The sequence below is a fragment of the Gemmata palustris genome (assembly GCF_017939745.1).
Lineage (GTDB): Bacteria > Planctomycetota > Planctomycetia > Gemmatales > Gemmataceae > Gemmata > Gemmata palustris.
Window position 1 is genome coordinate 7,727,163 of the sequence record NZ_JAGKQQ010000001.1, and the last position, 22,123, is coordinate 7,749,285.

23 protein-coding genes, 1 tRNA gene and 1 pseudogene are annotated in these 22,123 nt (G+C 65.5%); 17 read left to right on the forward strand and 8 right to left on the reverse strand.

The window, feature by feature from the left end; all coding sequences use genetic code 11:
- From J8F10_RS32020 to J8F10_RS32045, 6 genes are all read left to right on the forward strand, one after another.
- The gene (locus tag J8F10_RS32020; RefSeq protein WP_210660772.1) at positions 1-1,347 is read left to right on the forward strand and encodes a DUF1552 domain-containing protein; all 1,347 of its coding nucleotides are present in this window, start codon (positions 1-3) and stop codon (positions 1,345-1,347) included.
- Between the two features lie 302 nt (positions 1,348-1,649).
- Positions 1,650-2,021 carry a hypothetical protein gene (locus J8F10_RS32025; RefSeq protein ID WP_210660774.1) on the forward strand — a complete coding sequence of 124 codons (372 nt, stop codon included), beginning with the start codon at positions 1,650-1,652 and terminating at the stop codon, positions 2,019-2,021.
- 238 nt (positions 2,022-2,259) lie between these two features.
- Positions 2,260-3,030, forward strand: coding sequence for a DUF2314 domain-containing protein (locus tag J8F10_RS32030; RefSeq protein ID WP_246523686.1), 771 nt, complete (start codon positions 2,260-2,262; stop codon positions 3,028-3,030).
- Between the two features lie 657 nt (positions 3,031-3,687).
- On the forward strand, positions 3,688-4,335 hold the full coding sequence (locus J8F10_RS32035) for a hypothetical protein (RefSeq protein ID WP_210660779.1): 648 nt from the start codon (positions 3,688-3,690) through the stop codon (positions 4,333-4,335).
- Positions 4,328-4,750, forward strand: a complete 423-nt coding sequence (locus J8F10_RS32040; protein WP_210660781.1) for a transcriptional regulator — start codon at positions 4,328-4,330, stop codon at positions 4,748-4,750. The genes J8F10_RS32035 and J8F10_RS32040 overlap by 8 nt, the downstream gene beginning before the upstream one ends.
- A 93-nt stretch (positions 4,751-4,843) precedes the next feature.
- Positions 4,844-5,668 (forward strand): ferritin-like domain-containing protein, encoded by an 825-nt coding sequence (locus tag J8F10_RS32045; protein ID WP_246523687.1) that lies wholly within the window; start codon positions 4,844-4,846, stop codon positions 5,666-5,668.
- A gap of 142 nt (positions 5,669-5,810) precedes the next feature.
- Here J8F10_RS32045 and J8F10_RS32050 read toward each other — a convergent pair whose 3' ends face one another.
- The gene (locus J8F10_RS32050; RefSeq protein ID WP_210660783.1) at positions 5,811-6,347 is read right to left on the reverse strand and encodes a hypothetical protein; all 537 of its coding nucleotides are present in this window, start codon (positions 6,345-6,347) and stop codon (positions 5,811-5,813) included.
- 320 nt (positions 6,348-6,667) lie between these two features.
- On the opposite strand from J8F10_RS32050, the gene J8F10_RS32055 reads away from it, so the two are divergent.
- Positions 6,668-8,181, forward strand: a protein-coding gene (locus J8F10_RS32055; protein WP_210661762.1) for an ISNCY family transposase whose coding sequence is annotated in 2 segments (ribosomal slippage) — positions 6,668-7,549 and positions 7,552-8,181 — 1,512 coding nt in all. Because the reading frame shifts where the segments join, the coding sequence is not laid out codon by codon here.
- On the opposite strand, the gene J8F10_RS32060 is transcribed toward J8F10_RS32055, so the two are convergent.
- The 3 genes from J8F10_RS32060 to J8F10_RS32070 form a co-directional block, all read right to left on the reverse strand.
- Positions 8,135-9,367 carry a YncE family protein gene (locus tag J8F10_RS32060; RefSeq protein ID WP_210660785.1) on the reverse strand — a complete coding sequence of 411 codons (1,233 nt, stop codon included), beginning with the start codon at positions 9,365-9,367 and terminating at the stop codon, positions 8,135-8,137. The two genes, J8F10_RS32055 and J8F10_RS32060, sit on opposite strands and share 47 nt — an antisense overlap.
- A gap of 191 nt (positions 9,368-9,558) precedes the next feature.
- Positions 9,559-10,296, reverse strand: coding sequence for a hypothetical protein (locus J8F10_RS39445; protein ID WP_246523689.1), 738 nt, complete (start codon positions 10,294-10,296; stop codon positions 9,559-9,561).
- 75 nt (positions 10,297-10,371) lie between these two features.
- Complete coding sequence (locus tag J8F10_RS32070) at positions 10,372-11,730, reverse strand: DUF1501 domain-containing protein (RefSeq protein ID WP_210660787.1); 1,359 nt, start codon at positions 11,728-11,730, stop codon at positions 10,372-10,374.
- A gap of 279 nt (positions 11,731-12,009) precedes the next feature.
- Between J8F10_RS32070 and J8F10_RS32075 the strand changes: the two genes are divergently transcribed.
- A complete protein-coding gene (locus J8F10_RS32075) occupies positions 12,010-12,753 on the forward strand; it encodes an RraA family protein (RefSeq protein WP_210660788.1) in 744 nt (247 codons plus the stop codon).
- Between the two features lie 68 nt (positions 12,754-12,821).
- A tRNA-Cys gene (locus J8F10_RS32080) sits at positions 12,822-12,892 on the forward strand.
- A 274-nt stretch (positions 12,893-13,166) separates the two neighbouring features.
- Here J8F10_RS32080 and J8F10_RS40990 read toward each other — a convergent pair.
- Positions 13,167-13,667: pseudogene (locus J8F10_RS40990) on the reverse strand (site-specific integrase); the annotation flags it as partial.
- Between the two features lie 384 nt (positions 13,668-14,051).
- Here J8F10_RS40990 and J8F10_RS32090 point away from each other — a divergent pair.
- The 3 genes from J8F10_RS32090 (at position 14,052) to J8F10_RS32100 (ending at position 15,884) form a co-directional block, all read left to right on the forward strand.
- Complete coding sequence (locus J8F10_RS32090) at positions 14,052-14,849, forward strand: IS1595 family transposase (protein ID WP_315854243.1); 798 nt, start codon at positions 14,052-14,054, stop codon at positions 14,847-14,849.
- Positions 14,850-14,880: 31 nt separating this feature from the next.
- The gene (locus J8F10_RS32095; protein ID WP_210660792.1) at positions 14,881-15,237 is read left to right on the forward strand and encodes a hypothetical protein; all 357 of its coding nucleotides are present in this window, start codon (positions 14,881-14,883) and stop codon (positions 15,235-15,237) included.
- An 89-nt stretch (positions 15,238-15,326) separates the two neighbouring features.
- A complete protein-coding gene (locus J8F10_RS32100; RefSeq protein WP_210660794.1) occupies positions 15,327-15,884 on the forward strand; it encodes a flavodoxin family protein in 558 nt (185 codons plus the stop codon).
- 10 nt (positions 15,885-15,894) lie between these two features.
- On the opposite strand, the gene J8F10_RS32105 is transcribed toward J8F10_RS32100, so the two are convergent.
- From J8F10_RS32105 to J8F10_RS32115, 3 genes are all read right to left on the reverse strand, one after another.
- A complete protein-coding gene (locus J8F10_RS32105) occupies positions 15,895-17,904 on the reverse strand; it encodes an alpha/beta hydrolase-fold protein (protein ID WP_210660796.1) in 2,010 nt (669 codons plus the stop codon).
- Positions 17,901-18,377: a MarR family winged helix-turn-helix transcriptional regulator gene (locus J8F10_RS32110; RefSeq protein ID WP_210660798.1), complete on the reverse strand. Its 477-nt coding sequence runs from the start codon at positions 18,375-18,377 to the stop codon at positions 17,901-17,903. Before J8F10_RS32110 ends, J8F10_RS32105 begins: the two co-directional genes overlap by 4 nt.
- A gap of 224 nt (positions 18,378-18,601) precedes the next feature.
- Positions 18,602-19,081 carry a YkgB family protein gene (locus tag J8F10_RS32115; RefSeq protein WP_210660800.1) on the reverse strand — a complete coding sequence of 160 codons (480 nt, stop codon included), beginning with the start codon at positions 19,079-19,081 and terminating at the stop codon, positions 18,602-18,604.
- Between the two features lie 114 nt (positions 19,082-19,195).
- Here J8F10_RS32115 and J8F10_RS32120 point away from each other — a divergent pair, with 114 nt between their 5' ends.
- The 5 genes from J8F10_RS32120 (at position 19,196) to J8F10_RS32140 (ending at position 22,115) form a co-directional block, all read left to right on the forward strand.
- Positions 19,196-19,792: an RNA polymerase sigma factor gene (locus J8F10_RS32120; RefSeq protein WP_210660802.1), complete on the forward strand. Its 597-nt coding sequence runs from the start codon at positions 19,196-19,198 to the stop codon at positions 19,790-19,792.
- A gap of 30 nt (positions 19,793-19,822) precedes the next feature.
- Positions 19,823-20,062, forward strand: a complete 240-nt coding sequence (locus J8F10_RS32125; RefSeq protein ID WP_210660804.1) for a hypothetical protein — start codon at positions 19,823-19,825, stop codon at positions 20,060-20,062.
- Positions 20,063-20,139: 77 nt separating this feature from the next.
- Entirely contained in the window at positions 20,140-21,141 is a 1,002-nt protein-coding gene (locus tag J8F10_RS32130; RefSeq protein WP_210660806.1) for a M90 family metallopeptidase, read from the forward strand.
- Positions 21,142-21,197: 56 nt separating this feature from the next.
- Positions 21,198-21,527 (forward strand): alcohol dehydrogenase catalytic domain-containing protein, encoded by a 330-nt coding sequence (locus tag J8F10_RS32135; RefSeq protein WP_210660809.1) that lies wholly within the window; start codon positions 21,198-21,200, stop codon positions 21,525-21,527.
- Between the two features lie 120 nt (positions 21,528-21,647).
- Complete coding sequence (locus J8F10_RS32140; RefSeq protein ID WP_315854244.1) at positions 21,648-22,115, forward strand: zinc-binding dehydrogenase; 468 nt, start codon at positions 21,648-21,650, stop codon at positions 22,113-22,115.
- The last annotated feature ends 8 nt before the right edge of the window (positions 22,116-22,123 follow it).

The following is a 22,123-nucleotide window of genomic DNA, read 5'->3' on the forward strand; positions in this document are numbered from 1 at the left end:
ATGCCCGACGCTGCCGATCGCTCAAACGCCCAAACCTCGCGCCGCACATTCCTGCGAGGCGCGGGCGTCACGATGGCCCTGCCCTGGCTCGAATCGGTTCCGGTTTGGGGGGCTGCCCCCGGCGTGCCGGAGGCCAGTTCGTCTGTCGCTCCGAAGCGTTTCGCGGCGCTGTTCATGGGGTGCGGGATCAGCCCCGACCACTGGTGGGCGAAGGGCGCTGGGGCGGACATGGAACTGGGCAAGAGCCTGGAACCGCTGACCAAGCTCAAGCACAAACTGAACGTCGTCCACGGGTTGTTCAACAAGTCCGCAACGGGCGTCGGTATTCACCCCGGTCAGACCGGCAACATCCTCTCCGGCGCTGCGCTCCAGAAGGGGGCCGAACTCCGCGGTGGGATCAGCGTCGATCAGGTGATCGCGAACCACTTCCGCGACCAGACCGATCAATCCAGTCTGGTACTCGGGTGCGAGCAACCGACCACGGGGTACCACGAGACGAACTTCTCGATGGCGTACAGTTCGCACATTTCATGGCAGTCTGCCACCTCGCCGGTGCCGATGGAAGCGTACCCGTCACTGGCGTTCGACAGCCTGTTCGACAACCGCGGCACGCGCCGCAACCAGAGCGTGCTGGACCGCGTGCGCACTGAGGCGTCGGCGCTCAGCGGGCAGGTGAGTGCCGACGACCGGGCGCGGCTCGACGAGTACCTGACCAGCGTCCGCGAGGTCGAGAAGCGGATCGAATCGGCCCGCGCGCACAAGGACAAGGCCGACGGACGGGCCAGAGATAGGGGGAAGCCCGTCGCGGGCATGAAGCGCCCGGACGACGGGTTGCCGGAAGACGTCCGCGAGCACATGCGGCTCATGTGCGACCTCATCGCCATCGGGTTCCAGACGGACAAGACCCGCGTCGCCTCGCTGCTCCTGTGCCGCGACATCTCGGGCCTGTTCTACCCGTTCCTGGGGGTGCGAGAGGCCCACCACGGGGCCTCTCACAGCGACCGGTCCGAAGCCTACGAGAAGGTCACGCGGTTCTACGTGAGCCAGTTCGCGTACCTCGCCTCGAAGCTCGACGCCATGAAAGAAGGCGAAGCGACGGTACTGGACAACTCGTGCCTGCTGTTCGTCAACAGCATGTGGTCGGGCAGCGCGCACGACTCGAGCAAGGTGCCCCTCCTGTTGGCCGGCGGGCTCGGCGGAACCCTCAAAACGGGCCGCGCGCTCGACTACCGCGAGAAGGGCAACGCCAACCGCAAACTGTGCAGCCTGTACCTGTCGCTGCTGGACCGCATGGGCGTCAAGGCCGACAAGTTCGGCGACGCGGACACCCGGCTCGCGGGCCTCTGATTCAAGGGCTAGTGCGCGCGGGCGCAGAAAGCGTTGCGCGTGCCGGGCCATGCCGCACGGGACGGCACCATCAACCAGCGATAAAGCTGGTGCTCCACGTCCCTCATTCACTTCACCGGAACGGACCCTCGGCGCGGAACGCCGGGGTTCTCGCGATTGAGCACGACACCGGCGCGATCCATACGACGACGGGTGTGGCGGAGAAGACTATCGTTCGTCTTTTACTAAGCAGATAAGATTCGCACGGGCCGATCAGCCCCAAAAAAGAGACAAGCGGTAGCGCGTCAACTGAGGTGGTACCCATGCTCTGTTGGAATTGGGTCATAGTGCTGATACTGTCCGCAACTCCGCTTGCCAACGCGCCGGTCCCGAAGGACGTGGAGAAGGAAAAGCAGGAGCGGTTCCGCAAGCTCCGCGAGACCTACGACCAGAAGCTCAAGGATCTGGGAGACTCTGACGAGGGGAAGTGGCTCCAAATTACACTGCTCACTGCCAAGGTCATCGCTAAGGAGACGGTCGAGATCGATGCCTTCACTGACCCCGCCACGCGCCAGCGCCTCACCGAATACAACGTGCGGTCGCTGGCGCGGTTGTTCCGGGACGAGCCGGACGTGCTGGAACCGTACCTGCTCTACTGCTACGAACTGCGGAACGAACCCAAAAAGAAGCCGTGATCCACAGCGCGATGTTTTGTGTCAGGAAAGATTGGGGCGCTGCGGGTCTGCGCAAGCCGATCGAGACGTGGGCCGCGAAGTATGGTAACCCGCCGAGCCGAAATGAGTTGCAGAAGTGTTGCGTAACTCTCGTGTTCTGCGAACCGGTTCAACTTTCTGATCTTGGGCGTCGGGTATCTAAACAATGAGTGGCTCACAGTCGTCTAAAGTGTTCATGTTCGATAATAGTGATCCCGAAATGCAAAGGGCATACGAAACGGCCCGAGCCACCTTTCGGTATTTCTGGCGGGAAATCGCTTGGGAACGACGACGGATCATCCCCGCGCTGAGCCTCGCGTGCGTAAAAATGCCTTTCTCCGACGGCGCCGCGGACCCCGGGACACAGGACGCTTCCCAAGTCGAGCAAATGTGGGTCGGCGAGATCGATTTCGATGGTCGCGTCGTGAGCGGCGCGTTGCTGAACAGCCCGAATTGGCTGAAAACGGTCCAGGTGGGCGACGCGGTCCGCCGACCGCTCAACGAAATTACGGATTGGATGTACGCCATTAATGGGGACGTTTACGGCGCCTATACGGTCAACCTCATGCGCTCCCGAATGAACTCGCAGGAGCGCGAAAGCCACGACGGAGCGTGGGGGCTGAATTTTGGCGACCCCCAGAAGATCCGCGTGGCGCCCGAGCCGAAGAAGTCGGGTGGGTTGATGAAGGCCCTCTTCGGTGGGCGCGGCGGCGCGACGGACCCGGAGCACCCGATGAGCGCGGCAATGGGACCGCCGTTGAAAGATCAACTGGCGAAAGATCCGTCGATGTTGCACTCGAAAGATGATCGGGGTTGGACCCTCTTGCACCACCAGGCGCTAGCAGGGAGCCTCGCGACGGTGGAGATTCTGTTGGAGTGCGGCGCTGATCCGAACGCGGCGACCGATGACGGAACGACGCCGGTGCAACTCGCCGAGGCGCTTGGCTGGGATAAAGTCGTTGCACTTTTGGCACGCAAAGGGGCACGATGAAATCGCGGGCGCGCTGTTTAGTGAGAGGCCAACCGGCGGCAGATCCGACCAGCGCCGGTCGCACGAATGGCCCCACAATTTGAGTCACTTCGTGGAGGCGCAAGAAGGCCGCTACGAACAGGCACGCGGAGGTCCGAAGCGGGCGGATTCTCCGTGAGCTGAACCGATCGGACACCCAATCGCTTTGTGTTCCCATGTTCATTTGTGTACAATTGCTATCGGCCGAGCTTGCGGAGCCGAACGCAAATGTTCCGGGTCGTGGAGCGTTCAAGTGGAACGAAAACGGGCCGATTCCAGGTCAAATGTCACCAAAGGTTAGCCCGGAACCGCGAAATTTGGACGATTGTTAGCCGTGTGCGCGACTCCGCGGGATGCGAGCTGTGTCAAAAAGGTTTGAAATGGCGGCACTTGGCGTGTAGCTCCCACGAGCGGCGTCTCTGGGAGCCCAAAATGTTAGCGTTTGTTAGTCTCGGTTCGGGATCGTAGCGGGTTGGACGAGCCGCGACCGCAAGGGAGCGGGGCTTCCGGTGTGTTGAACCGCGACGACGAACGGGGTGCCTTCCCGCTCCCTTGCGGTCGCGGCTCGTTACAGCGAGTCCCGTGGGTCAAGCCGGGACACCCGAATAGCCGATTCCCGTGAGTGATCTTGACTTTGCTTTGCCACGCAAAGTATACTGCCGCGATCCGATCCCGGTGGAGCGCCCCACGCGCATGGAAGTCCGCGACGCTCTCGATCAACTCGATCGCATCCACGACCAGCTCACTCGGGGTGAGGTGTACCGGGGCTTCCGCGTGCCCACGGTGGCGATGGTGGGAGCCGTGGGGTTGCTCGCCGCAGCCGGGCAGCGGTGGGCCGTTCCGAACGGCGACGCCCGCGCGTTCGTGTGGTACTGGTCCGTAATCGGGGCGGCCGGCGCGCTACTCGGGTCCGGCGCCGCGGTTCGGGCGTACCTGTTCCGCGAGGACGACTTCGAGCGCCGGCGCACGCGGCGCGTGATGGGCCAGTTCTTGCCGTGCGTGCTCGCGGGCGCGCTGCTGACGATCGCACTGGCACGCACCGACGGGTTCGTTCCGCTGTTGCCCGGAATGTGGGCGGTCGTGTTCGGTCTGGGCGTGGTGTCCGTGCGCCCGCACTTGCCGCGTGCGGTGGGACTCATCGGACTCACTTACGTATTAACGGGCGGCATTCTGCTCGCGTGGCTCCCCCCGGAGCCGTCGGGTTGGTGCGTCGGCGGCGTGTTCGGCGCCGGGCACCTGGCCACCGCACTCGCGCTGCGATCCACGAAGGAGCACCACGATGACTGACCGCGAGAACCGGCCCGAACCCGAGATCGAAGGCGCGGGCCGTTTCGCCTACGACGGGCTCGACCCGGTGCTGCACTCGAAAGCGCGCATCGGCATCCTGACCGCGCTGGCGACCCACCCGGACGGGCTGTCGTTCGCCGACCTCAGTCGGCTGTGCAGCCTCACCGACGGTAACCTGAGCCGCCACCTGGACACGCTCGCCAAGACCGAGGACTCGAAGCCCGCGCTGGTGAAGATCACGAAGACGTTCCAGAACCGGCGCCCGCTGACCACCGTCGTTCTCACCGGCAACGGCCGCAAGCGGTTCCGCGAGTACCTCGCGCACCTGGAGCAAGTGCTGCGCGACGCGGCCGAAGAAGCCGGCGCCGCGGACGCCACGAAGAGCGAGACGCGCCCGGGGTTAGCGGGGGCGTAACGCGGATTTTCTCAGCGGGTTTCGACCCGCTTACTTTTCGCCTATTAACTTTGCATTGCAAACTAATCTACGATCCCAAAAGGAGACCGGGACATGAGGAGCGCGATGCTGGAAGCTCTCACTCTCACCACCGAGAGCGCGGCACTCACGAAGCACGCGCTGCCGACCGTTTGGAACTCGGCCGAATGGGTCGCGTACTTTCGGCACAACGCGACTAACCTGATGCCGGTTCCGTGGGGCTGCGGGGCCGGGGTATCGCCCGAAGAATTGGCGGAGATCGCGGGTTCGCTCCGCGCGTGGCAGCTCGGCGAAACGTCCGACGGCACGCGCTTGACGAGAGCGGCTTCGCGGTACGCGGTCCGAATGAACGACCCCGGTTTTGTGGACGCGATCCGACTGTTCATCGCGGAAGAGCAGCGGCACGGAGCGGAACTCGGTAAGTACCTCGACCTGGTCGGCGTGCCGCGAAAGGGCCGCGATTGGGGCGACGCCGTGTTCCGGTGCTTCCGCCACGTGTTGCATCAGATGGAAGTGTGGGCCACGGTGGTCGTCATGGTCGAGTCGCACGCGATGCTCTACTACGCGGCGCTCCGGCGCGCGACCGGGTCCGCCGTGCTGCGCCGAATCTGCCACCAGATCCTGCGCGACGAAGTCCCGCACTTGCGGTTCCAGTGCGAGCGCCTCGCGGTCCTGCACCGCGGGCGCGCCCGGGTGTTGTGGGTGCTTACGATGGGAGCCCACCGCGTGCTGTTCGCCGGCGTCACGCTCGCGGTGTGGGCCGGGCACCGGCGGGCGCTCCGCGCGGGGGGATTCACGTTCGGCCGGTTCTGGCGCTCGGCCTGGGCACAGATGGGTAAAGCGTGGCGCGCGATGGACCCGCGCGCGTACCGTTGGCCGGCGCCGACCGCAACAAGTTGAGAGCTAAAACGCGCACATCGATCTCGTCGAATGGAGCGTCCCCCGCACCGCGCAAGCGGCCGATACTGCGGGTACGGGCTCTGTCACCGGGTCCGGTGCGCGACGGCACCCGCAGGGCTTCGCGCACCACGATCTCCGCCGATCACTTTTTGTCGCCCGCCTCCAAAATGCGGAGCGCGTCGATGTAGATGGACTCTTTACCCTCTACTAGGTACCCGATCTTTTCGAGTGCGCCCGGGTTGTAGCGGAATCGGAATTCCTCGCTCGGGGTGCCGCCGTCAACGGCCATTGTCCAAGACAGTTTGCTCACATCGATTGTCAACCGGAGCGTGTACCAGGTATCGACTTTGCACGGCGTCACTCGGACCCAGTCGCCCTCGGAACCGGGTTTACCGTTCAGGGCCATGAAATGACCCTCGGAGATCGCCCACATCGGTCCGGTGGTGAAGTGATCCTTCTCCTGGATGTAGCACTTCACGCCCCCGTCCTTCGGACAGCGGACCTTGTTTTCGATCACGAACTTACCCTTCTGGGGGTTGCTCCACGCCCGGCCGTAACCTGCGGTTCCCGAAAGGTACAGTGCCCCGTCGCCCTCCGCGACCACGTCCTTCACGAACTTCGCTTTGGGATCAGCGACCCAGACGCCCTTCCAGCCGGCCTCGCCGAACCCGCCGCGCACGTTCGATTTGCCGAGTGGGTACGGCGAGTCCGGTGTCTTGTCGCTGTTTTCGCCCTTGGCGTCGTTGAAACCGGCGATGGCAATGGCGCCGGGGGGCAGCGGTATCTCTTCGGGTTCCGGATCTCCCTTTGTGGGTGCGGGGGTGGGTTCGCCTTTTTTCTATGCCGGCAAGCCTGACTGGTGGTGCAGAAGGCGTTGAGTGATGATGGGTTGCGCCTCCACGGAGTGTTCGTATGGCCCGTCGCACCTGTCGTCCCGCGCCAACCGCCGAGCAAACGCTGACCCCGGTCGCCACCGCGTGTGTGGCGTGCGGGCATCACCTGTACCTCGACTACTCCAACTTCCGCACCGTCACCACGCTGGCCGGCGTCGCCCGGTACACACTGCGCATCGGCCGCTGCCGTCACCGCCCGTGTGACCTGTATTCGGTCCCGTTCCGACCCGAGGCCGAAGGCCGAATCGCCCTCCCGCACCACGAGTTCGGGCTCGACGTCGTCGCGTACGCCGGCAACCGCCGGTACACCGCGCACCGGACCGCGCCCGAGATCCACGCCGAACTCGTTGCCCGCGGTGTGGCCCTGTCAGTTCGCACGGTCACCAACCTGCTCCACCGGTTCGACGAGCTGCGCACCTTGGGTGCCACCAACCCGGACCGGATGCGCCCGGCGTTCGAGAAGCAGGGGCGGGTATTACTCGCGCTCGACGGGCTCCAGCCGGACGTCGGGCACGAGGTGCTGTGGGTGATCCGCGACGTGCTCAGCGGGCGTGTGGTCCTGGCCAAGTCGCTGCTGTCGGCGTGCCGGGCGGATCTGGCCGCCTTGCTGGCCCAGGCCGCCGAAGCCGTCGGGGTGCCGATCGCCGGGGTCGTGTCCGACGGGCAGCACTCGATCCGCAACGCGGTGGCCCAAGCGCTGCCCGGAGTGCCGCACCAGTTGTGCCAGTTCCACTACCTGCGGGAGGCGGCCGGGCCGGTTTACGAGGCCGACCGGCACGCCAAGAAGGAGCTCAAGAAGCGCGTCCGCGGGGTGCGCGAGGTCGAGCGTCGAGTCGAGGACCGGAGCGATGCGGAGGCGGAGGTCGTGCGCGGGTACTGTTCCGCGGTCCGCAGCGCGCTGACCGACGACGGGCGTCCGCCGCTGGACTCGGCCGGGCTGCGGCTGCGCGGGCGGCTCGACGCGGTGGCGGGGAGCCTGAAGAAGCTGGGCGCGGGGAAAAAGGGGCGGGCCGGGAGCTGACCCGGTTGCACGGAATGATCACACGCGGGCTCGAAGGGACGGCGGCACTGTTCGCGCCGGTGAAGGAGCTGTTCGATCGGGTGTACCGGGTCGCCCACGAGCTCTCGAACTACGACGGCCGGACCGGGGCCGGGGTCCGCGCCCGGTGGGACGAACGGGTCCGGGAGATGGACGCGATGAGCCGACAGCGCCCCGACCTGTCCGAGCCGCTGGATCACTTCGTGAAGGTGAGCCGCAGTTACGAGCCGGGCTTGTTCCACACCTACGACGTGGGGGACCTGCCGCGGACCAACAACGACCTGGAGCAACTGTTCGGGAGCCACCGGCACCACGAGCGGCGGTGCAGCGGTCGGAAAGTGGCGTCGCCGGGGCTGGTCGTGCGCGGGAGCGTGCGGCTGGTGGCCGGGCTGATGACGCGGCTGGGCGAGGCGACGGCCGAGGAGTTGGCACCGACGTCGGTGCTCGCCTGGCGCGAGTTGCGAGAGGAGCTCGGGTTTCGTGAAGCGGCCCGGACCCAACAGCGGCAGTTCCGACGCGATCCCGCCAGCTACCTCAAAAGCCTGGAAAACCTGGCCCGCCAGTCAGGCTTGCCGGCATAGCTTTTTTGGGCGCCGGTTCGCCTTTCTTGGGGGCTTGTGCGGTCGAACTCCCGGTCGGTCGGGAGCCGGTGGCGGGCAGCTTGCCGTACACTTTTTCCAGTGCCGTTCGGTCGGCCGCGGTCAGCTCCAGGGGCAAAAAGTGCAGCCCTTCGGTCGCGCTCGCCGGGTTGTCCCCGTTCCAGAGAACGATCTTCGTTCCCTTGCCCCCGAAGGTGACGAGTAGGGGCCGCGCGTCCCCGCCCGGTGAAAAGCTGAACGCCTTTCCCGTAATCAGCGACCGCGGGTTGAAGAACTGAATGTCGCGCCCGGCTTGGTTCAGCACGCCCAAGTTCAGAACCGGGTGGAAGGCCATGTTCGTTCCGCCCGTCAGCTCACCGACCCGGCCCGTCAATTTTTCGGTGCTGAACGCGGCCCATTCGCCCCCGCCCCCGGTGTTCACGCCGACCGGCGGGCGCCACCCGCCCCCGCTCGGCATGAAGATTTTCTTCCCGTCCGGGCTGATCGTTAGCCCGTGCCCGCTGACGGCCGCGTTCCACTGTACGGACACCGGCTTCGGCCCCTTGTCGTCCAGCGCGTACTTCACGATGAATGCCCGTGCGCCCCACCGATCGAAGGTGATTTTGACCCGTCCGTCGGGGAAGTCCTGAATCAGGATCTCTCCCTGGTCGTTCGGCGGTTGCACCCCGGTGAAGAGGGCCGACCCGTTGATCGGATCGACCGCGAGGAAGTGGCCGATCGCCTTTGTCTTGGTCGCGGTGCCGGCCGCGGGGTCGACCGCGTAGATCTTGTAAGTCGCGGTGGATGCGTACACGAGCCCCTTGGTCGGGTGGCACGCGATGTGGGCCACGGCGTCCCCACCCAGGTCGATTTCCTTCTTCTGTTTGCCCGTTTTCGCTTCCAGGGTGTAGACGGTCGACGCGCCCTTCGCGCCAACGAAGAGGGTGTCGCCCTGGATGGCCATCACCGATGGCTTGAAATCGACCGAAACGCGCTTCACCTGGCGCTCGGTCACCGTGTCGAAGTAGGCCAGTTCGCCCTTATCCGGTTGGGACACGATGAGCGTCACCCCGTCGGGCGTCATCACCCACCCGCCGGGCGCGGGGAGGGGTAGCATCTTACCCGCGATCGGATCGGCGGCGCGGGCGCCCGGCACGATCAGCAGGAGGGCCAGAACGGAGCGGTACATGGAGTGACCTCGTGACGGTGATCGTGGGCGGCGCTCACGCGGGGCGTGCGACTCCGACCGGTGGGATCGCGGGCCAGTTAGAGCCAAACGGTCGAGAGCCTTCTTGCAAGTTAGATTGTCCGTAGTCGCGCGTATCGCGTCAAGCTCGCCACAAGAACCGGGCGCCCCGGGCGGTGGCCACTCACGGGTCGCTATGACTTGCCGAGAACCGCATCGAGCACCCAGCACCCGCGGGCGTGAGGTGTACTCGCGCGGCAGTGACCCAAGACGTGCTCGTCTTCGCAGCCCGCGTCCTGGAGCGCATCGGCCAGAATCGGCATCGCGCCGAAGTCGCGTGTGGAGTCAATGTGCCGCGCGAGGTCGCGCACCGTGGACGTGCGCCAGTTCGGGTTCCATTCGAGCGGAACGAACGGGTTGGGGAACAACTCGCGGTAGGCGCCGGCAAATGCGTGCTGCGTCGCGGGACGAAAATTCCCGGTTGATATCAGTGGCGCGGCGCTCAAACTGCCCACCGCGACCTGGAGTGCGTCCCAACTCGCGGTGAAGATGCGTGGCGCCGGCCCGCGTAATGAGCGGACAATGTCATCGACACCGAACGGTGGTTGGTCGGTGTCCGCCCACTGCTCCGCGGCCTCGATCGCGAGGCGGAACCACCGGTCCCGGCGCCAGTCGAACCCGGTCCGTGCGACCGTGGTGTAGAGGAGCCGGCACTTTCGAGAACTCGGCACGCAGTCGAGCGCGGTCAGGCACCCGTAGAGGTAGTCCGGTCTGGGGTCCGCGTCCCATTCTGCCGCCCCGAACGCCTCCGCGCTCGGGTACAGAGTTTGGTGCCGACACCTCGGGCATTCAACGCGGTGCAACGTGTCGCCGAACGACAACCCCGTTCCACAGGAGGGGCAGAGGAACAGCCACAGCGGGGCGCGCACCATGCGTCACCGTGCTCTCGATTAAACGCAAACAGGGGGCATCAGCCCCCCGCTCGCGACACAGGCGCTCGCCGCGTGTCACACCAGTTCCGGCAGCGCCTTGCCTTCGGCGAGGTACTGCGGGCGCCCGGTGGGGTCGTTGATCGTCGTGGTTTCTGCGTTCAGACCCATGTTGTGGTAGAGCGTGGCGAAGACGTCGCCGAACGTCACGGGGCGGTCCTTCGCGGTTCCGCCGGTGCGGTCCGTGCTGCCGATCGCCTGACCGGTCTTCATCCCGCCGCCGGCCAGAATCGCGCAGCTCACCTGCGGCCAGTGGTCGCGGCCCGCGTCCTTGTTGACCATCGGGGTGCGCCCGAACTCGCCCCACGCGATCACCGTAGTGTCGTTCAGCATCCCGCGCACGTCCAGGTCTTCAACGAGGGCCGTAAGGCACTGGTCGAGCTTCCCGCCGTGGTCGCGGACGAGGTCGAAGTTCTTGCCGTGGCTGTCCCAGCGCCCGAAGCTCAGGGTGACCACGCGCGCCCCGGCTTCGACCAACCGCCGGGCGACGAGCAGGTGCTCGTTCACGGTCGGCGCGCCGTCGTATTGGAACTGGTACGGCTTGCCACTGCCGTAGCGGTCGCGCGTTTTTTGGCTCTCTTTCGAGACGTCGAGCGCCTCGACCAGCCGGTTCGAGGTGAGCACGTCGAAGGCGCGCTCGGTCGCGGCATCGGCCCCGCGCAGCCCGCCGGCGTGGTCGACGCTCCGTTTCATGTCATCGAAACTGGCGAGGAGCTTCTTGCGGTCCGGCAGGTGGTCCTTGTTCGCGGCATTGAGGACCATGTTCGCCATGTCCGGGCCGCTCGGCTTGAACGGCTCGTAGGCGTTCCCGAGGAACCCGGTTTGGCCCGAATCGCTCCAGGGCACGTGCTGGGTGCGCTCGGCGAGGCCGACGAACGGCGGGACGCTCGGATCGACGCTCCCCTGCAGCTTCGCGATCGCGCTGCCGATGCTCGGGCGCCCGCCCAGGGGCGCGAGCGACGCCTTGAGAAAGCCCGTCGTACACTGAACCGCGTCGTGCCCGTCGCGGGCGCCGACGATCGACCGGACGAACGCGAACTTGTCCGCCATCGACGCGATGCGCGTGAACGTCTCGCCGATCTGAACGCCGTTCACCTTCGTCGCGATCGGCTTGAACTCGCCGCGGATCTCCTTCGGCGCCTCCGTCTTGATCTCCCACATGTCCTGATGCGGCGGGCCGCCCCCGAGGAAGATGTTGATGACGGCTTTGTGCCGCGTGCGGCCGAACGGGTCCTGCTTTTTCGCGGCGGCTTCGGCGCGGAGCACGTCCGCCAGTGTGAGGTTCATGGCGCCGAACGAGAGCGCCCCGACCTTCAGAAAGTTCCGGCGGGAGACACCGTCGCACATGCGAACGCGACCGAAGGGAATGCTGAGCATGGCGGAACGCCTCGGCGGAAGTTTTTGGCGGGATCGAACGCGGCTTCCGAACGCAAATAGCCCTGCAGAACTTCGCAGTTTGAAGGAATGATGCGCGATGCACCTTCCTTCATTTCGGCCCTGGCGCCGCGAAATTACGCGCACGAGAATGGTTTTGGTGGGATTCTCGCGCTTCGACCATTTCCAGAAGGATACCCCGGGACGGTACCTCCTGCAATATAAAACATCGGAAACGCACGCCGCTCGGAATGTGCTTCTTTCCCCGAGGACTCTCCAATCATGTCGGTCGAAATCCCCGCCGCCGTTCTCGACGAGCTTCGCAAGTACGACACGCCGACCGTGTGCAACGTGCTGGAACTCTTCGAGATGCGCTCGCGCATCGTGGGCTACACCGACGCGCGCATCACGGCGTGTTACCCCGCCCTGCCGCCGATGGTCGGGTTCGCGACCACCGCGACGTTCCGCGCCGGTGCGCCGCCTCGTGGTGGCGACACGTACATGGGGTTGGGGGCGCAGGTCGAACGAATCGCGGCCCTGAGTGGCCCCAAAGTGGTCGTGTTCCAGGATCTGGACGACCCGCCCACCGCGGCCACGTTCGGCGAGATCATGTGTACCACGTACAAGGCGTTCGGGTGCGTGGGGTTAGTGACGAGCGGGTGCGGGCGCGATCTGGACCAGGTCGAACCGCTGAAGTTTCCGTGCTTCACCGGCGGCACGATGCCGTCGCACGGTTACACGCAGATCGTGGAACTCGAAGTGCCGGTCCGCGCCGGGGGCGTCTGGATCAACCCGGGTGACCTGCTCCACGGCGACCGGAACGGCATCACCACGATTCCGCACGAACTCGCGGCACTCACGGCCGAGGGGTGCGCCGGGTTCATGGACGCGGAATCGGTGGTGCTGAACTACCTCCGCGCCGGAAACGTGACCGTGTCCGGGTTCGTGACCGCACGCGACGAGTGCAAGCGCCGGATGACCGAACTGGGGAAGAGCCTCAAGTCGCGTGCGGCCGGCGTCCGATGAAAGGGGCGCGGAATTGACACTTCCGGCCCCGCCCGATAACATTTCGAGGCGGTGATTGATTCGCGCACGGCCTCGTCGCCAAGTGGTAAGGCAACGGTTTGCAAAACCGTCATCCCCGGTTCAAATCCGGGCGAGGCCTCTTCGATCTTAACCCCTGAGATTTCCGGTGAAATACTGGAAATCTCAGGGGTTAAGATCGCTTTTTCCCCTGTGTTCTCGTCGCAACCGTGTAGCCTACAGAAGTCCACATCAGCAGACTGTTGACGCCCGGAAAACGCCGAGTGGTCCGCCAAGTGATTTCCCTCACCGCGGCCGTCTGTGCCGGTCTTCTTCGTCTCATTCGCGATTGGCCCGGTCAGGTCCGGCAATCCCTTCAGTGCGTCCGCCTGTTCGCCGACGAGCGTGTGCGAGTATTTATCCATTGTCAGCGTAATCGTGCTGTGACGGGCGAGCGACTGCGCGATTTTGGGGTACACACCCGACCGCGTCACGTTGCTGATGAATGTGTGCCGCAGCGCGTGAAAATCTGCAACGCGCCCGTCCTTGTTACGGTACACAATTCCTGCCGCGCCGATATCAAACTGGAACATCCGGGTGAAGGTCGGGTTACCAGGAGCGCTAAAGGCGAGTGCGGCGGGCTGGTTACTCGCCAAGTGGCCACGGAGTTCGGCGGCGAGCGCCGGGCGTAAAGGGGGTGTGTCCGTGCGCCTGCGCTTGCTGTAACCAGCCGCGACGGTCACGGTCGGCCCGCTGTCGTTCAGGTCGAATGCGGCGCGGGTCAAACTTCGGAGTTCATTCGCACGCAAACCAGTTTCGAGGGCGAGTAGGTAGAGCAGTCGACGTTCTGAGCCGGTCATTCCACCACGTACCACTCCCGCGCCGGTCAAGGTGAGCAGCTTCTTCACCTCGTCCACTGTAATCGCGCGCGGTCGTGTCGGCGGTCGAGGCGCACGTTGAGCGGTTCAAGGTGATCCACCGGGTCGCTTCCCGCGCGGCCATGCTTCACTATCCATTTGCAGAACTGTTTCATCGCAGTCAGGTAGAAGTTACGGCTCATATCTTCCACTGGATGTTGGGTTTACGCGACCAGTGGATGGAGGTAGGCTTGGGGGATTCCGTTTGCGTGTCAAGGATGATGCGATGGACTTCCCAATAACAGGCTTGATGGACGAGTCGGCCTGCTATGCGAGACTGCTGTCGCTGTTGCATCCGCAAGGATTACGCTGTCCGCAGTGCCAAGCGTCGCAAGGTATCGACGCAAGGCCGTGCCCGAGCACCGCTGCGACGGATGCGGGCGCGTGTTCAATATCTTCACTGGCACGAGATTCCACGGCACGCGACGCAAGCCATCCGTGTTACTACTGATTTTGCGCGGGGTGACCCAAGGAACACCCCGTGCGCAATTGGCGCGGGAGCTGAAGTGTAGTCGGACCTCGCTCTTACCATTGCGGCACCAAATTCAGAATTGGGCCGAGCAAGCGTTGCCGCAAAATGCCCTGACAGACCCGGTGACCGAAGCCGACGAGATGTTCCAGAATGCGGGGGAAAAAGGGCTCCCGCATCGCGACCCCGACGACCCGCCCCGGCGACGGGCGAACAAGCGGCGGGGCTATGGCACCTGGGACAACGACCGCCCGCCGGTGGCCGGTGCGGTCGGCCGGGACTCCGGGCGTGTGCGCATGCAGGTCGTCAAGCGAACCGATAGCAGGACCCTGCAAGCATTCGTGACGGGGGCGACGACGGCGACCGCGACCGTGAACACCGACGAGTGGAAGGCCTACGGTGAGTTGGCGAAGACGGGTCGAACCCAGGCCACGATCTGCCACTCGCCGAGCAATCGGGAGTGGGCGCGCGACGACGACGGGGACGGTACCCGCGAGGTTCGAGCCAACACGATGGAAGGAACGTGGACGGGGTTGCGGAACGTCCTTCGTTCGTTCCGTGGCGTGAGCAAGTGGTTCTTGTCCCAATACGTCGCCCTGTTCCAGTGGGAACACAACCTCAAAGTCGTCACCGACGACGTCCTCCGCATCCTGCCCGGCACCCACCCCACTGCCGATCAGCCCAAATCGGCCGACATCCGATACAAGACATGAGCCCAAATAATTTTGTCCCATCGTCCAAAAAATGGTTCCAGCTATAGCCGCGCGCCGGGTGCTCGTGCCGTGGATCGGGTACGCCGATTTCCGGGCGCTGGCCGCAACGCTCCCGCCGGACCAGCAGGCCGATGTGCTCCGCGGACTGAACCCGCCGACGCCGCTCACCGGTCAGGCCGGGCCGCTCAAAACGCTGCTCGACCACGAGCCGTTCGACGAGGTCCACCTGCCGACCAGTCACCCGGCCCGCGGAACCGGCTGTACGCCCGGTGGGTCGGGGGCGGCCGAGCACATCCGGGCATACTGCGACCCGTCGTTCCACCCCGAGGTACCGTTCGATGACTGGGAAGTCGAACTTCACCCGGTGTCGGAGCGGTGGAACGGGTGATCGCTGCGGGCCAGGCTTGATGCCGGCTCCTGCCGTTACCGCTAATACTCCCTTCAGCGTGTCGTCGGGGATCACGATCGGAGGGGCGGATGGGCAAGGTTCTGGTTATCTACCATTCGGCCAGCGGGAACACCGCGGCGATGGCCCGCCTGGTCGCCGAGGGGGCGGGGTCGATCCCCGGTACGGAGGTCCGGCTGCGGGAGGTAGAAGCGGCAACGCCCGAAGACGTCCACTGGTGCGACGGCCTGGCCGTCGGCAGCCCGACCAACATGGGCGTCTTGTCCTGGAAGATGAAGCGGTTTTGGGACGAAACCATGTTCGACCACTGGGGGAAGGTGGACGGCAAAGTGGCGTGCGCCTTCTCGTCCAGCGGCGGGTGGGGTGGCGGGGCCGAGATCGCCTGCCAGTCCCTGTACATGGTTCTGATGAACTTCGGATTCCTGGTGTTCGGGGTGACCGATTACGCCGGGAAGATGACCACCTGCCACTACGGGGCCGTTGCCGCGCGGGAGCCGCGGGACGAAGAGGTCAAGGAGGGATGCCGGCTGCTCGGGCGGCGGCTGGCCGAGTGGGTGGCGGTCGTGGCCGACGGCCGCAAGGACCAGCACCCGCTCGCCAAGCCGGAGTCGCGGATGCTGCCGGGGTGACCGATGCGGCTCACTTCTTCGACTGGAACAGCCGAGGAGCGAAGTCGTGGAAGGCGACCCGCCACGTCTGCCACTCGTGCCCCTGACCCTTGAGGTCGCGGAACACCACGTTCTTTGACCCGCCCTTCTGGAGGGTGTAGTACAAGTCTTCGGCCGCCTTGTGGATGCCCTCGTCCAGCCCCTGGTCGCCGGAGTGCAGGTACAGCAGGCCCATCTTCTTGTCGAACGCGGTCGGGTCGGCGAACACCCCGCCGTAGGCGGACTTCACGTCCCCCTGACGGAATACCCCGCTGAACGCCCCCACCGCCGAGAACGTGTCGGCGTGCGTCAGCCCGATCTGCATGGCCTGCCCGGAGCCCATACTCAGCCCGGCGATGGCCCGGTGGTCCCTATCGGCGATGCTGCGGTACGTCGCGTCGATCATCGGGATCAGGTCCTTGAGCACCACGTCCTCGAACGCCCCGCCGCCGAACCCGCGGCCCGGGGCTGCCGGCTGCTCACCCGCCTTCGTCGCGTACCCCTTCTCCATGACCACGACCATCGGCACCGCCTTCTTCTCCGCGATCAGGTTGTCCAGGATGAAGTTCATGTGCCCCTGTTTGGTCCACCCGGTCTCGTCCTCCCCGCCGCCGTGCTGGAGGTACAGCACCGGGTACTTCGTCTTCGGGTCGGCGTCGTAGCCCGGCGGGGTGTACACCTGGATGTGCCGGGTCTGGCCGGTCACTTTCGACGTGTACCACCGCGACCGCACCTCGCCGTGCGGCACGTCCTTGGCGTGGAAGAAGTCCACCCCCTTCTCGGGGATCTCGATGCCGCTGGTCGGCTTGCTGGTGCCGAAGAAGGTGTCGGTGCCGGGGTCGTTCACGAACACCCCGTCCACGAGGAAGCCGTAGTAGTGGAAGCCGGGCACGATCGGCGGTGAGGTGAACGACCACACCCCGCCCTCGCCCTTGGTCATGTCCCAGTGCCCGCGTGGCCCCAGCCCGTAGTTGGTGAACACCTGCACCTTCTTGGCGTCCACGGCCTTGAACCGGAACGTCGCCCGCCCGTCGGTGTGGACCTTCGGGTACTGGGCGTTCGGCAGGTTCGTTGCCGACGGCTTGCCCGCGTCGGCCGGCTCCTTCTTCTCGGCTTTCGGCTCGTCCGTCTTCTCCGGGGCCCTTCGGAAGATGAGCTGGGAGAAGTGGTACAGGTCGCTCTTCCACACCTTGAAGTCGTGCGCCCCGCCGGGGATGACACGGTACTCGTGCGGCACCTTCTTCTCGTCGAGCATCTTGTGGACGCCCGCGCTGACCCGCATCAGCCCGTCCTTGTCCCCGCACGCCACGTACAGGAGTTTGAGCTTTTTTGCGGCGTCGGCGTGGTCTTTAATCAGGTCGTCCGGCTTCTTGGTGTTCGGGGCGGACGAGAACCCGCCGACCCAGGCGAACGTGTCCAGGTTCCCCAGTCCGAAGTTGAGCGACTGCCCGCCGCCCATACTCAGCCCGGCGAGTGCCCGCGACTCACGATCCGCCCTCACCGGGTACGTCTTCTCGACGAACGGGATCAGGTCCTTGAGCAGGTCGCCCTCGAACTTGGCGAACGCCGGGGCGGTGCGGAACACGTCGCCCTCCGCGCGGTCGTTCGGTTGCGCCCGGCCGTTCGGCATGACCACGATCATCGGCACCGGCTTCTTGTCGGCGTACAGGTTGTCGAGCACCGCGATCGCGCCGCCCTTCGGCCACTCGTTCTCGTCCCCGCCGATGCCGTGCAGCAGGTAGAGTACCGGGTACTTGGTCTTCCCCTTCGGGTCGAACCCCGGCGGGGTGTAGATTGTCACCTTCCGCTTGTTGCCCACGGTGGACGAGTCGTACTCCACCACTTCCACCTTGCCCCGCTCGATGTTGTCTCGCTTCTTGTCGTAGTCCTTCGGCGGGGCCGGGTACCTCTCGGCCCCGCCGTCCGGTTTCTTGTCGCCCTTCGGGTGGGCCATCACCGGCCCGCAGGCCAGCAGGGCCAGAACCAGGATGCGACTGCTCATCGTTCGTCCTCCGGGGAGTGTGAGGAAGCCGATCCGCCGACCGGCACGCGGTCCGCATTCAGTGATTCCGCGGCCCGCGCCAGTAGCCCGACGAGTGTGCCCGCCTCGTCGGAGCTGAGTACGCCGATCATCCGCTGCCGGATCGGTTCGCCGACCGTCCACAACTCGCGAAACGTTCGCCTGCCCTCGGCCGTCAGGGCGACCGTCCGGGCGCGGGCGTCGGTCGGGTGACTGTTACGTTCGACCAGACCCCGCTTCTCCAATAGCACGAGCATCGCCCGCACGGTGCTCGGGTCGGACGACATCCGGCGGCCGAGTTCCCTTTGGGTGAGGGCGTGCCCCCGTTCGAGGGTCGCGAGGAGGACGAACTGGTCGGCGGTCACGCCGTGCGCCGAGAACGCCGCATCCGACCGGCGGTGGAGGGCCAGGTACGCGGCGCGGAGGGCGATCGCGATGTCGTGTCCGGCGGCCATGACGGGTCACTCGGTATTTCGTGCGTACACGCACTATCTACGCGGCGACAGTAAGTGATGTGGCGGTGGGCTTCCAGTGAGAAAATAGTGAGAGCGGTTCGCCCGGCTCGCGGAACTCGTCGAGGGCGTGAGCCAAAAGATGCCCAGAAGAACCACACAATGGACGAAGCTGCACGGAAAGCGTTCGGCAAGAAGCATCAGGATTCGACGTGACTTCCGATCGGTTAACGGCGAGCCGCCTCCCCAAACGTCCAGACTGCGGTCGCGAGCAGGGCGGCGTCTTTGATGAGGAACTGACCGAGCACGCTGATGGCTGGGAAGCCGCCAAGGTCGCTAACCCACGTGCCGGGAGTGGTCGCGAGGAAACTGAGGGTGCCCAGGAACATCCCGACCGCGAGAAGGCTGCCGACGGCCGACACGCGGGGGAACCAGGGACGAGCAGCGATGAGTAGCCCGACGAGGATCTCGGTCACACCGAGGACCGCCGACATGCCCCGGACGCCGAACACAGGGTACGTCCAGGCGAAGAACGGGCTATTCTCGACGAACGGGCGGATGCCTTCGGCCTCGTAGGCGGTAAACTTCATCCCGCCGATCCACACGAGGATCAGGACCAGCCCGTAGCGAAGGGCGTGGCTCCCCACGACTTCGGCGCGGGTACCAAGAACGGTCAGGACGTTGTCGAGACGGGTGATAGCGGTCATGGTATTCTCCTGTTTCTGGCGGGGCGGCGACCCTCGTCACCCCGCTTCGCCACGTCAGACGCCGCGCCCGCGCGCGATCTTACCCCGGCGTCGAGAACTTTTTTCGGAGTGCTCGTGACCGAGCGGACCAACGAAGACTGGCTCCGGACACTCGGCACGGCTGAAAAACAGGCCGTGGCCGAACTGCGGGAGACCCTTCGTCGCGGACTGCTCCGCGCACTCGCCGGTCGGGCGGCCGCAGACGACGGGTTCATTGAGGACGTGACACAGGAAGGGGTTCTGAGGGTGCTCGACGGCCTGGCGACGTTCCGCGGTGACAGCCGGTTCACCACATGGGCCGAAACCATTGCTGTTCGTGTGGCGTTCACCGAGCTCCGCCGTGCGAAATGGAAGGACGTTTCCCTCGACCGACTGGTGGAGGATGCCCCCGCACGACAACCGGCGGCCCGACCCGAGGCTCCATCGCAAGAAGCGCGGCAGGCGGTTCTCGCGGTGATGCACCGGGTGATCGAAACCGAACTGACGGACCGACAGCGGCAAGCGTTGGTGGCCGAGTTCAAGGGGATGCCGCAGGCGGAGATCGCCGCCCAGATGGGGCTGACGCGGAACGCGCTGTACAAGCTGACTTACGACGCCCGGCAGAGCCTGAAGCGCGGGCTCGAAGCCGCGGGAATCGACGGGGACGAGGTAAGGGAAGCGTTCGACCTGTAGTCTCAAGAGTCGAACTTCAGAGGGAATCACATGAGCCTGTCCCCTGATGAACTGCGTGAGTTGGCCAAGTTCGTGTTGCTGACGCGGCCGAACGAGATCGGCTGCGACGACTGGCTCGGGTACGCACCGAGCTACGCCGAATTGGTCGCTGCCAGCCAGCCCGTGCCAGAACCGCTACAGAAGGCCGCCGAGCACCTTGACACGTGCCCGGAGTGCGCCGAGGAGTTCCGTGCGTTACTTGAGGCCCTAAAGGAAGACCGGCTCTCGTGACCGGTGCGTAGAATCGGACGATCGAGGCGCCAGATGACGGGCATTTTCAGGCGACGAGTTTATGGGGGCATTTTCCTGTGCTGGTGACACCCGAGATCGACCGTCACAACCGCCGCCACGCGCTGACGGTAAGTGCCGTCATTGCCATTGTGGGCGGGACGATGGGATGGTTCTGTCCGCCGCTGCTGGTCGTGCTGGCGCTCGCCCCGGTCGGGTTCCGGTTGCTTCGCCGCCGGTGCCTGCGGCGGATGACGGTCGCCGGGCGGCCGTTCCCCCCGGCCTGGCGCGCCGTTCTGGAACGCCGAGTGCGGTTCTATTGCGCGCTCGATGACGCGACGAAGCAGCGGTTCCGCGAGATGGTGAGCGTGTTCCTGGACGAAATCCGCGTGACCGGGGTGCGGACCGTGGTGGACGACGAGATCCGCGTGCTGGTAGCCGCGGGTGCCATCATCCCGGTGTTCGGGTTCGAGGACTGGGAGTACCACCGGCTGGGCGAGGTTCTCGTCTACCCGGGGGCGTTCGACCGCGATTACCGGAGCGACCAACCGGCCGGTGCGAACATCCTCGGGCTCACGGGGCTGGGGCACCTGCGCGGGGTCGTGATCCTGTCGAAGCCCTCGCTCCTCGCGGGTTTCTCGGACGCCCCCGGTCCGGAGAACGTCGGGGTTCACGAGTTCGCCCACCTCGTCGAGCAAGAGGAGGTTGACGGCGGCCTCCCGCCGGAGGTTCCGCCCGAGGTCGTGCGGCAGTGGGTCGGGTACGTCGCCCGCGAGCTGTCCCATCCTTCGAACCAGCGCGCCGGAATCAGCGACTACGCCTACACGAACGAACACGAGTTCTTCGCGGTCCTCTCTGAGTATTTTTTCGGCTCGCCGGAGGTGCTCCAGGCGAAAGCCCCCGCCGCCTACGATTTGCTCCGCAAGCTGTTCCATCAAGACCCGGCGGCCCTGACCCGCCACCTGCCGACGACCCGGCAACGGGCGCGGCCGAACAGCCCGTGCCCCTGCGGGAGCGGGAAGGCATTCAAAGAGTGTTGCCGGAACGCGGCCACAGGGCCGTCGGAAACGAAACTAGCCTGATGCGTCGCTCGCAACTTACAGCGCCGAGAAATCCCTGCTCCTCGCAAGAACGGTCCATGAAAGCAATCACGTTGCAGACCCGCGGCGGTCCCGAGTCGCTCGCGCTCGGTGACGCACCGGAGCCGAGTCCGCGTGCGGGCGAAGTGCTCGTCCGCGTCCGCGCTTCCGGCGTGACCCCGACCGAACTCACATGGGTGCCGACTTGGACGACGCGCGAGGGCACGCCCCGCCAGTTTCCCGTCATCCCCGGCCACGAATTTTCTGGTGAGGTAGCAGCCCTCGGTACCGGCGTGAAAGATTTCGCCGTGGGCGACCTCGTGTACGGAATGAGCGACTGGTTCGCCGAGGGCACACAGGCTGAGTATTGTGTCGCGCCGGCGGAGTAAATCGCTCCGAAGCCTCTCACTCTCAACCACGACGCGGCCGCAGTTACGCCGATCTCGGCGCTGACCGCGTGGCAGGGGCTGATCGAGCGGTGTGAAGTAACTAAAGGTCAACGGGTACTGATCCACGGCGGCTCGGGGGCGGTCGGCGCGTTCGCCGTTCAGTTCGCCAAATGGCGCGGCGCTCATGTGATCGCGACCGCGTCCGCTCACAATCTGGAGCGCGTGCGCGCCCTCGGTGCGGACGAGGGCATCGACTACCGCGCGTCGAAATTTGAGGACGTACTCCGCCACGCGGATGCGGTGTTCGACACCGTCGGCGGAGAGACGCTGGCCCGGTCGTGGGGCGCGCTCAAGCCCGGCGGCAAGCTCGTCACCATCGCCGCGTCCGGTGAAGTCGCTACGGACGAGCGCACCAAGCAGGCGTTCTTCATCGTCGAGGCGAACCGCGCGCAGCTCGTCGAAGTCGCACGGCTGATCGACTCCGATGTGCTCCGGCCGGAAGTCGACGGCACGTTCCCGCTCGCGGAAGCACGGGCGGCTTACGAATACAAGCCCCGGCACGGGAAAGCCGTGCTGCGGGTCGTATAACTCCCGCT